We start from the raw sequence: 10,445 nt of genomic DNA on the forward strand, positions 1-10,445 counted from the left end.
TACTACCTGAGCACCACCAACCCAACGCCAGTGGAGGACACCATGGCAGAAGACAATCTCAATACGGCTGCCGGCTGCCGCGTGGCCCTCGGCAGCAAAACGCCGGCGGACACCGAAGCCGAGTACAAGGCGGACACCTACGTCGATATCGGCGAGATCGAGGACATCGGCGAGTTCGGCGACACCTTCAGCAACGTGAACTTTACATCGCTGGCTAACGGTCGGGTGCGCAAGTACAAGGGCACCGCCGATGCCGGTGACCTGACCCTCACCGTTGGCCTGGACAACGGCGACGCCGGCCAGAACGCGGTCAAGGTGGCGCACAAGGACCGCTCCAAGGGCAACTACAACGTCAAGATCACCCTGAACGACGGCGACCCGTCTGCCAATCCGGAGATTCTGCCGACCACTTACTACTTCGGCGTGAAGGTGATGAACAACACCGTGGCGCCGGGCAGCGCCGACAACGTGGTGCGCCGCAACATGACCTTCGGCATCAACACCGACATCCTGGAAATCGCTCCGACTCCGGTTGCCGGTCCCTGATCGACGGGGCTCTGCCCCGTCTCCTCTGACGAGAAACGCCCATGAGTGAAGCCCTGCACGGCACCGTCACGCTGGTGATCGGTGCCCGTACCTACACGCTGCAGCCGACCCTGGAGGCTGCGCTGAAGATCGAATCGCGCTTCGGTGGTCTGCGCCCAGCGATGGAGTCCATGCGCCTGCTGAGCATTGGCGCCTGCGCTGACATAGTGATCGCTGCCGCCGGCCTGAAGCCGGAGGAGCACACGACCCTCGCCACGCAGGTTTTCGAGACTGGCGTGGTCAAGGTCTCCGCGCAGCTCACCGACTACATCACTGGCCTGCTGAGCCCGGTACCGCCGAGCATCGCCGAACGGGGAAAGCCCGAGGCGGCCAGCACAGCGCCGTGAGGAATGGCAGCTACGTCGACTACCTGTTCGGCGTGGCCACCGGCTGGCTGGGTTGGCCGCCTGACACCGCATGGCGCACGCCAATCCCGCAGATCCTGATTGCGCTGGATGCCCGCCTGGACTGGATGGGTGGCGGCAAGCCGCAGCAGCGGTCGGCACCGCAACGGAAGGCCAGCGTGGCTGATCGCCTGAAAGCGTTCTTGCGGGGACGGCAGGAACCATAGCACCGCCTTCGGGCGGTTTTTTTACGCCCGGAGAAAACGATGTCCGATCAAGAAGTCCAGGGGATGCTGATCCAGCTGGAGGCCACCACTGCACAGCTGCGGCGGGAGCTGGCGAGCGCGGACAGCGTGGTCGCGAAAACGACCCAGAGCATCGACCGCAACCTGGCTCAGGTCGATTCCGCGTTTGACCGGACGGCTCAGGGCGCCCAGCAAGCTGGCACGCTGATCCGTGGCGCCTTCGCTGCGATCGCCGGTGCCGGCCTGGTGGGCAGCATCATCCACCAGGTGGACGCCTACGGGCAGATTGCCGACCGCCTGAAGATGGTCACCGGCAGCACCGAAGAATACAACGAAGTCCAGCAGCACCTGCTGCGTACTGCGCAGGAGACCTACCGGCCGTTGGCTGAGGCGCAGGAGCTGTACATCCGCACCAGCAAAGTGATGCAGTCGCTGGGCTTCGACACCCAACAGGCCCTCGACATCACCGACAGCTTTAGCTTCCTGCTGGTGACCAACGCTGCGTCGGCCGACAAGGCGGGCTCGGCGCTCGGCGCCTACTCGAAGGCTCTGCAGACCGGCAAGGTTGAGGCCGACGGCTGGGTGTCCATTCAGGATGCGATGCCGACCATTGTCGACGCGATCGCCAGTGCCACCGGTAAGAGCGCGGAGGAGATCCGCAAGCTGGGTGTGCAGGGCAAGCTGTCGCTGGACGACATCAACACCGGTCTGTTGCGCACGGTGGAGGTGAACCGTAAGGCAGCCGCCGACATGTCGGTGAGCGTGCAGGACGCCCTGGTCAACATCCAGAACGCCCTCGGCGACTTCTTCGGCCGCATGGAGGAGAGCACCGGCGTTGTGGCTGGCCTGGCCAGTGTCATCAGCGTGGTGGGCGACAACATCGGCACCGTCGCCGCTGTGATGGCGGGAGCCGGTGTATCGGCGCTGACGGTCTATACCGCCCGCGCAGCGCTCGCGATTAAGACTTCCTTGGCTGATCGCGCCGCACGGATCGCCCAGGCTGAGGCCGTCATGCAGTCGGCCATTGCCGACCAGCGCAAGGCCGAGACGCTGACCGTGTTGGCGGCCAGGGAAGCGGCTGCGGCGCGCGGTACTGCCGTTCAGACCGAGATGTCGCTGGCACTCGCTCAGGCTCGGCAGCGAGAGGCCGCTGCCACCGCATCGGTGGCCACGGCACAAGCTGGGCTGCGTGCTGCCTCGGCGGGCCTGCTGACCGTGCTGGGTGGCCCGATGGGGCTCGCCCTGCTTGCCGGCACTGCGGCGGCATCGTTCCTGCTGCTGCGCGACAACGCCGACCAAGCAGGCGTCAGCCTGGACGACCTGCACAAGCCCGTGCAGCAGTTGCGGGAGGAGTTCGCAAAGCTCAACCGCGACCAGCGCGAAGCCTCGCTGGTGAAGTGGCAGCAGGAGCAGATCAACGCCACCGATAAGGTCAAGGAAGCCTACGGCGCGCTGTCCCAGTCGATCCGATCGGCGATGGTTACGGCGCCGGCGCGGGACTCCAACGGGCTGTATACCCAGCAGTTGCGCGACTACCAGTCGCTGATCGAGCGGCTGAACCAGGCGCGCGCCTCGGGCCAGGATCTGTCGCCGATCCTGAAGGAAGTGGCCGACCGGATGCAGGTACCGGCCGGCACGCTGCAGCAGTGGATTAGTCAGGCCGGTGCGATCGGAGATGCCGATCACCGCTCAGGCCTGATCGCCGAAACCCTGCGTGTGTTGACCGGCGTAACCCAGGAGAACACGGCGGCGACCAATGCCAACAATGCCGCGAAAACCGGCATGAGCAGCGCCGGGCAGACCTACCTGGACACGCTGCAGAAGCAACTGGGCGGACTGCAGGACAACAACGACGCGATCAAAGCGGCGAATCGTTTCATTGCCGACAACACCGACCTGACCGATACCGATCGCCAGGCGATCCTCTCGGCCGCGAACGCGATCGAGGCGCAGAAGAAGGCCAACCAGGCGGCGACGGCCAGCGGCAAAGCCCGCACGAAGTCGCTGCAGGATGAGGTGAAGGCGCTGGATGCGCTGATCGACAAGGCGTTGCCGGAGAAGAAGCGCCTGGAGGATCTGGCTGAGGGCGTGGAGAAACTGCGCAAGGCGCAGGCCGCCGGTAAGATCACCAGCGCCGAGATGGAGCTCGGGATCAAGAACCTGAACGAGGCCTATGCCGATGGTTCGATCCAGAAGCGCATCCAGCAGGAGCAGAAGCTGGCCGAGCAGCGGCGTAACAGCGCCGATGCCTACCGGAAGGCCATGGAAGTGGTGCTGCAGGCACGGCAGGACGCGATCAACTCCGACGTCGCTGGCATCGGCCTCGGCGACGATGAGCGCGACCAGGCGCAGCGGCTGGACGCCGTGCGCAAGAAGTACGCCGACCTTCGGCGTGAGCTGGAGGCCCAGCAAGAGGACGCCAGCCGGCGCCTCGGCCCCGCTGCCTACGAGCAGCGCCTGGCGGATCTGGCCGACTTCCAGGCGCGTGAGCTGCAGATGGAGGTCGACGGCTACGGTGCTCGGCTCGATGCGCAGCGGGACTATCGCAACGGCGCCCGCCGGGCGTGGCAGAACATCCAGGCGGATGCGGCGGACGTTGCATCGGCGACCGACGACATGCTCACCACTGGCTTTAACACTGCCAGCAACTCCCTGGCTGATTTCGCTACCACGGGGAAATTCAAGTTCCGCGACTTCTCCAACAGCGTGATCAACGACATGGCCCGAATCGCCAGCCAGCAGGCCGCGACGGGGCTTCTCAGTGGCGTGCTGGGCGCGGGAGTCTCGGCAGTCAGTGGCTGGATGGGGGGCTCGGCAACGGCCGGCGCATCGGCCTCCGGTTACACCGGCAACGCCTATGCGAACTGGGCGGCCGCCCAGGCCGACGGCGGCGCCTGGGCCAGCGGCGTGCAGTTCTTCGCCAATGGTGCGGCCTTCACCAACTCCATCGTCAGCCGGCCGACTGCCTTCGGTATGGCCGGCGGGCGCACGGGGATCATGGGCGAGGCTGGGCCGGAGGCGATCCTACCACTTGCTCGCGGCGCTGACGGCTCGCTGGGCGTTCGCTCGGTGGGTGGGGGCGGTGGTACTGCCCTGCAGGTGAATGCGCCTGTCGCGGTCACTGTTGAAGACCGCAGTTCGGAGGGTATGGAGCTGGACCAGGAGGCGCTGCAGCAGAACATGCAGCTGCAGATGAAGGCGGCGGCAGAGCGCGCCGTCGCTGATTCGTGGCGCCCTGGCGGCGTCAGCTACCGCAACGCGGCCGGGAGGGGCTGATGGCAATCGAGACATTTACCTGGGTGCCCGATGACGAGGCGGATGTCGACGGCACCCTGCGCACCCGCCCGTCGCAATTCGGCGATGGGTATGCGCAGGAGTCCGGTGACGGAATCAACGGCGAGAGCCAGAGCTGGTCCCTGACCTTCGGTGGCCTACCGGATGAGGTAGGCCCGATCCTTGACTTCATTCGCCGGCACAAGGGTTACCGATCCTTTCTGTGGACTCCGCCCGGCGGTGAGCTGGGCATGTACAAGTGCAAGGCCTACCGCAAGCAGCGGAGGCCCGGCGCCATTGAGGTTCTGTCACTCACCTTTGACCAGGCGTTCCACCCATGAGCCTCATTCTGCAGCTCCAGAAGTTGGAGCCCGGCTCCGAGATCATGTTGTTCGAGCTGGACGGCAGCGAGTTCGGCGCTGACGTGCTGCGCTTTCATGGGCACGCCATCCCGCACACCCCGCAGGAGCTGGCAGCCGCCGGCGCCAATGCGGATCAACTGCCGGCGAAGTCAATCTGGTGGCAGGGGCAGGAGTACGCAGCCTGGCCAGTGCAGATCAGCGGCATCGAGGCCAACGGCGATGGCACGGCGGTTCGTCCGAAGTTCTCAGCGGGTAACGTCAGCGGGCGCCTCACGGCGCTCTGCCTGGCCTTCGATGACTTGGCCAACTTCCAGCTGACCATCCGCGAGACGCTGGCCGAGTTCCTGGACGCGGATAACTTCCCGGCGGGCAACTCCGATGCGGACCCGACCCAGGAGTCGATCAGCATCTGGTACTTCGACCAGAAGACCGGCGAGGACAACCAGGTGGTGGAGTGGGAGCTGGCGAGCCCAGGCGATGTCGGCAATGAGGCCATCGGCCGGCAGATGACCACGCTGTGCCACTGGTGCATGACGGGGGGCTATCGCGGCCCCGACTGCGGCTACACCGGTCCGTATTTCGACATCGATGACAACCCGACCGACGACCCGGCGAAGGACCAGTGCGCCGGCCTCTATCGGTCCTGCAATAAGCGTTGGGGGCAGGGCAATCAGTTGCCCTTCGGCGGCTTCCCCGCCGTGTCCCTGATCGCCCGGAGCTGACCATGCGCAAGCAGATCCTGAGCGCCATTCAGGCGCACGCGGCCGAGGAGTACCCGCGCGAGGCGTGCGGCGTGGTCATCGGCAACGGCAAGGCGCAGCAGTACGTCCGCTGCCGGAATACGGCCAGCCAGCCGCTGGAGGAGTTCCGGATGCACCCGGAGGACTACGCCGCGGCGGAGGACCTGGGCGAAGTGGTGGCCATCGTGCATAGCCACCCGGACGCCACCAGCAGGCCGTCGCCGCACGACTTGGCCATGTGCGAGGCCTCCGGCCTGCCTTGGCACATCCTCAGTTGGCCGGAGGGTGACCTGCGGACAATCGCGCCGGCGGGCAACATCCCTCTGCTGGGGCGACCTTTCGTCCATGGCGTCTGGGATTGCTGGCAGGTCTGCGCCGATTGGTACCAGCGCGAGTGGGGGCTGGAGTTCGAACGCTTCGAGCGCCAGGACGGATGGTGGGAGCTGGTCGATGGTCCTAGCCTCTATGAAGAACAGTTCGACGCGGCGGGTTTCCACCAGGTCGACACGCCACGGCGCGGGGACATGATTGTTATGGCGGTGGGCAAGACAGTGCACCCGAACCATGCCGGCATCTACCTCGGCGCCGACGCGGCGCTGCCGGGAGAGGACAGCAAGGTGTTCGGCGCTGGGCCTTTCCTACTCCACCACCTCTACGGCAAGCCCAGCGAGGTCATCGTCTACGGCGGAAACTGGGCTGAGCGGGCGCGGTTGGTCCTGCGCCACGGTCAGGCAAGGGAATAGGCTGTGCTACCCTCCGGCGACCTGATAGGAGGGAACCATGAAAAAGCTTACCGGAGCGGCGGTTGTCGTATTTCTTGCAGGGTGTTCGACCTCGCCTGTATCGGTTGGGACTGCAACCCAGGCCAAGGCCGATAACGTGTATGCCTACCAAGCGAAGCCTTCCGGACCGTCCGGTGCTCTCACGGTAGTGCGTGACTCCGGCTTCATCGGTGGAGGGTGTGACATGGGCGTCTATGTGAACGGACGTCTGGCGGCGCGCATCGCGACGAAGGAGAGGGTGACGTTTTATTTGCCGGCGGGATCATCTGTAATCGGAGCTGGCCCTGTCGGATCCGGGCTTTGTGGCGTTAACACGGATCGTCGAGAGCGTGAAGTTAGTCTCCGCGACGGAGATCGCCTCAGCTACAGGTTGTTCACCAGTAGTAACGGTGACGTAGATATATTGCCTACAACTTATTGAAAGAAGCCGCCTCCGGGCGGTTTTTTTATGCCGGAGAGAACTGTGGCTGCATCTTCGCCCACCATTATCAAACTATCTGGTCCGCTCATTCGCGAGTTTGGTCGTGAGCACCGTCGGTTGCTGGACACTGGCACCGTTCAGGAGGCGTTCAGCGCGTTGCGTAACACGCTGCCGGGATTCAAGGAGGCCATCCAGCGCCTGGAGCGCATGGGCATGCGCTTCGCGATCTTCCGCAACCGCAAGAACATTGGCGAGGCGGATGTCGGTGCTAGGGGCGCGCGCGAGGTACGGATTGTTCCTGTGATCTCCGGCAGTAAGCGGGCTGGCTTGCTTCAGACTGTTGTTGGCGCGGCCCTGATTGTCGCGAGCTTCTTTGGCGCTCCAACTCTGCAGGTCGGTGTAGCTCTTACATTGGGCGGTGTTGTCCAGATGATCAGCCCGCAAGCCAAGGGCCTGAGCCAATCGGCAGCCCCTGAGAACCTACCCAGCTACGCCTTCGGCAGCGCGAAGAACACCACCGCGAGCGGCAACCCAGTGCCGTACTGCTGCGGGAAACGCAGGTGGGGCGGGGCGATCATCAGCGCCTCGATCTACGCCGAAGACAAGACCTGATCCGAACATCCTAGAACAGCCGCCGTGAGGCGGTTTTTTTATGCCTGGAGAAAAGCATGGGCGCCGAAGTTCAGCAGCACCTCAGCGGCCGTAAGGGCGGCAGCAGCAAGCCCAAGCAGCCCTCTATCGCGCGCGACAGCCTGCAATCGGTGGCCACTGCCAAGATCCTGCTGGCAGTGGGTGAGGGTGAGTTCGCCGAGGGGCCGAGCGATCAGGATATTTACCTGGACAACACCCCGCTGATGGACGCCAGCGGCAACGTCAACTTCCCCAACGTGAAGTGGGAATGGCGCAGCGGCAGTGTGGATCAGGACTACATTCCCGGCATCCCCTCGGTCGAGAACGAGACCACTGTGAACGTGGAGCTGCGCAGTGACACCCCGTGGGTGCGCTCGGTAACGAACACTCAGCTGTCCGCCGTGCGCCTGCGCTTCGCCTGGCCAGCCCTGCAGAAGCAGGAGGCCAGCGGGGACGTGAAAGGCTACCGGATCGAGTATGCGGTGGAGGTGAGCACCGACGGCGGCGCCTACCAGCAGGTGCTGCTGGACGCAGTCGACGGCAAGACCACCAGCCGCTACGAGCGTAGCCAGCGAATCGATCTGCCGGCGGCGATCACTGGCTGGCAGGTGCGCGTGCGCCGGATCACTCCGAACCAGAACAGCAGCCTGATCGCCGATACCATGCTGATCGCCGGCCTGACGGAGGTGATCGACGCAAAGCTGCGCTACCCGAATACCGCGCTGCTCTACATCGAGTTCAGCGCGGAGCAGTTCAGCAACATCCCGGCCGTCACCGTCGACTGCAAGGCCCGCAAGGTCCAGGTGCCCACCACCTACGACCCGGAGCTGCGCACTTACACCGGGGTCTGGGATGGGAGCTTCAAGAGCGCCTGGACCAACAACCCGGCGTGGATCACCTACGACATCAGCACAAACGCCCGCTTCGGCCTGGGCAAGCGGATCAAGCCCTGGATGGTGGACAAGTGGGAGCTCTACAAGATCGCCCAGTACTGCGACCAGCTGGTGCCGGATGGGAAGGGCGGTCAGGAGCCTCGGTTCCTGTGCGACCTCAACCTACAGTCGCGCTCCCAGGCCTGGACGCTGCTGCGTGACATCGCGGCGATCTACCGGGGGATGAGCTACTGGGCGCAGGGGCAACTGGTGTCGCAGGCCGACATGCCGCGCACTGCCGACTTTGACTACGTCTTCACCCGGGCGAACGTGATCGACGGGAAGATCACCTACGGCGCCGCCTCGGCGCGCACCAGGTACAGCCGCGCCCTCGTCAGCTACGACAACCCGGCGAACAACTACGACACGGACGTCACCGGCTACCACGACGATGCACTGTTGCGTCGGTATGGCGACAACCCGGTGGAGGCAAGCGCCATCGGCTGCACCCGTGAGAGCGAGGCACAGCGGCGCGGGAAGTGGTTGGTGCTGACCAGCGTGCAGGACCGGACTATCACTTTCAGCACCGGCATGGAAGGCCGGATTCCGCTGCCGGGCTACATCATCCCGGTGGCTGACTCGCTGCTGGCCGGCCGCGAGATTGGAGGCCGGATCTCCGCTGTCGCGGGGCGAGTGGTGACGCTCGATCGTGTCACCCAGGCCAAGGCCGGTGATCGCCTGATCATCAACCTGCCTAGCGGGCGCGCCGAGGGCCGCACCGTGCAGTCGGTCAACGGCAAGGCTGTGACCGTTACCACGGCCTACTCGGAGACGCCGGAGCCGGAACTGTGCTGGGCGCTAGACGCCGATGACCTAGCCGTTCAGCTCTATCGGGTAATGAGCACGAAGCGCGACGATAACGGCCAGTGGACCATCAACGGCCTGCAGTACGAACCGAGCAAGTTCGACTACATCGACACCGGCGCGCGTCTGGAGGAGCGCCCGATCAGCGTCATCCCGGTTACCACCGTGCAGCCGCCGGCCAGCGTCACGCTCTCGTCGCGCTGGGCAATCGACCAGGGGCTGGCGGTAAGCACCATGACGATCACCTGGCCGGCAGTGGCGGGCGCCGTCGCCTACGAGGTGGAGTGGAAGAAGGACAGCGGCAACTGGATTCGTCTGCCTCGCCAGGGCACCACCAGCGTCGACGTCACCGGCATCTATGCCGGGGCCTACCTGGCGCGCGTGCGCGCGGTGAGCGCCTTCGAGATTACCTCGATCTGGCGCACCTCGATTCTGACCAACCTGGTAGGCAAGGATGGCCTGCCGCCGGTACTGGCGTTCCTGCGCACCACCTCCGGCCCCTGGAAGATTCAACTCGACTGGGGCTTCCCGGCCGGTGCAGAGGACACGGCATTCACCGAGTTGCAGCAGTCGACCACGCCTGGCGGAAGTGAGCAGACGGCCGCCGCGCTCGGCCTGTTCGCCTACCCGACGGACACGCACACCGTCATGCCGATGCCGGCCGGCGCGCGCCTGGCCTTCCGTGGCCGGCTGATCGACCGCACCGGCAACGTGGGCGCCTGGTCGGACTGGGTGGATGGCATCACCTCGTCGGACGCCACCGAGTACAACGAGCTGATCACAAAGGAGTACGTGGAGTCGGCGCTTGGCCAGGAGTTCTTCGACAACATCGAGGAGATCCAGACCAACATTGACCAGCTGATGGAGCAGTACTTCGACCCTGCCGTGGATTACTTGAAGGGGCAGATCGTTCGGCAGGATGGTCGCCTGTATCAGGCCCTGCAGAACGTACCGGCCGGCAATCCTCCGCCGAACCCGGTCTACTGGGCTGACGTAGGGCAGATCGTGGAAACGGCCAATGGGCTGGCCGTCCAAGTGCAGGAGAACGCTGCCGATATTCAGGAGCTGGACGGCAAGGTCACTGCCAGCGCGAGCCAGATGAGCGTGCTGGTCGCAGCCTATCGAGACGACAGTGGCGAGGGAGACCTGCAGGATGCGTTGCGCGGTGCAGAGTCCTCGGCGCAGATCGTCCAAGAGAGCCAGGTCCGCGCTACTGAAAACCAGGCTATGGCGCGTTCGGTGGAGCAGGTGTCAGCGGCGACGTCGAAGAACGCCGGAACCATTCAGCAGGTGTCGCAGGTCGTGGCCGACGTGGATGCCGGCGTGA

10 protein-coding genes are annotated in these 10,445 nt (G+C 64.9%); all 10 read left to right on the plus strand.

Features of this window, described 5'->3' with window-relative positions:
• The first annotated feature begins 42 nt into the window (after positions 1 to 42).
• Positions 43 to 546, plus strand: a complete 504-nt coding sequence (locus N5C91_RS31520; protein WP_279834445.1) for a hypothetical protein — start codon at positions 43 to 45, stop codon at positions 544 to 546.
• Positions 547 to 587: 41 nt separating this feature from the next.
• On the plus strand, positions 588 to 932 hold the full coding sequence (locus tag N5C91_RS31525; RefSeq protein WP_279834426.1) for a hypothetical protein: 345 nt from the start codon (positions 588 to 590) through the stop codon (positions 930 to 932).
• Complete coding sequence (locus N5C91_RS31530; RefSeq protein WP_279834429.1) at positions 929 to 1,156, plus strand: hypothetical protein; 228 nt, start codon at positions 929 to 931, stop codon at positions 1,154 to 1,156. Before N5C91_RS31525 ends, N5C91_RS31530 begins: the two co-directional genes overlap by 4 nt.
• Positions 1,157 to 1,195: 39 nt before the next feature.
• Positions 1,196 to 4,450 (plus strand): phage tail tape measure protein, encoded by a 3,255-nt coding sequence (locus tag N5C91_RS31535; RefSeq protein ID WP_279834431.1) that lies wholly within the window; start codon positions 1,196 to 1,198, stop codon positions 4,448 to 4,450.
• The gene (locus tag N5C91_RS31540; protein WP_279834433.1) at positions 4,450 to 4,788 is read left to right on the plus strand and encodes a phage tail protein; all 339 of its coding nucleotides are present in this window, start codon (positions 4,450 to 4,452) and stop codon (positions 4,786 to 4,788) included. Before N5C91_RS31535 ends, N5C91_RS31540 begins: the two co-directional genes overlap by 1 nt.
• The gene (locus N5C91_RS31545) at positions 4,785 to 5,531 is read left to right on the plus strand and encodes a phage minor tail protein L (RefSeq protein ID WP_279834437.1); all 747 of its coding nucleotides are present in this window, start codon (positions 4,785 to 4,787) and stop codon (positions 5,529 to 5,531) included. Before N5C91_RS31540 ends, N5C91_RS31545 begins: the two co-directional genes overlap by 4 nt.
• Before the next feature lie 2 nt (positions 5,532 to 5,533).
• Complete coding sequence (locus tag N5C91_RS31550) at positions 5,534 to 6,292, plus strand: C40 family peptidase (protein ID WP_279834439.1); 759 nt, start codon at positions 5,534 to 5,536, stop codon at positions 6,290 to 6,292.
• Between the two features lie 37 nt (positions 6,293 to 6,329).
• Positions 6,330 to 6,752: a hypothetical protein gene (locus tag N5C91_RS31555; RefSeq protein ID WP_279834441.1), complete on the plus strand. Its 423-nt coding sequence runs from the start codon at positions 6,330 to 6,332 to the stop codon at positions 6,750 to 6,752.
• A 42-nt stretch (positions 6,753 to 6,794) separates the two neighbouring features.
• On the plus strand, positions 6,795 to 7,364 hold the full coding sequence (locus N5C91_RS31560; protein WP_279834442.1) for a tail assembly protein: 570 nt from the start codon (positions 6,795 to 6,797) through the stop codon (positions 7,362 to 7,364).
• A 56-nt stretch (positions 7,365 to 7,420) separates the two neighbouring features.
• On the plus strand, positions 7,421 to 10,445 hold a 3,025-nt coding region (locus N5C91_RS31565; RefSeq protein WP_279834444.1), incomplete at its 3' end, for a host specificity protein J.

The organism is Pseudomonas sp. GD03903, from assembly GCF_029840045.1.
In the GTDB taxonomy this organism is placed as follows: domain Bacteria; phylum Pseudomonadota; class Gammaproteobacteria; order Pseudomonadales; family Pseudomonadaceae; genus Pseudomonas; species Pseudomonas pseudonitroreducens.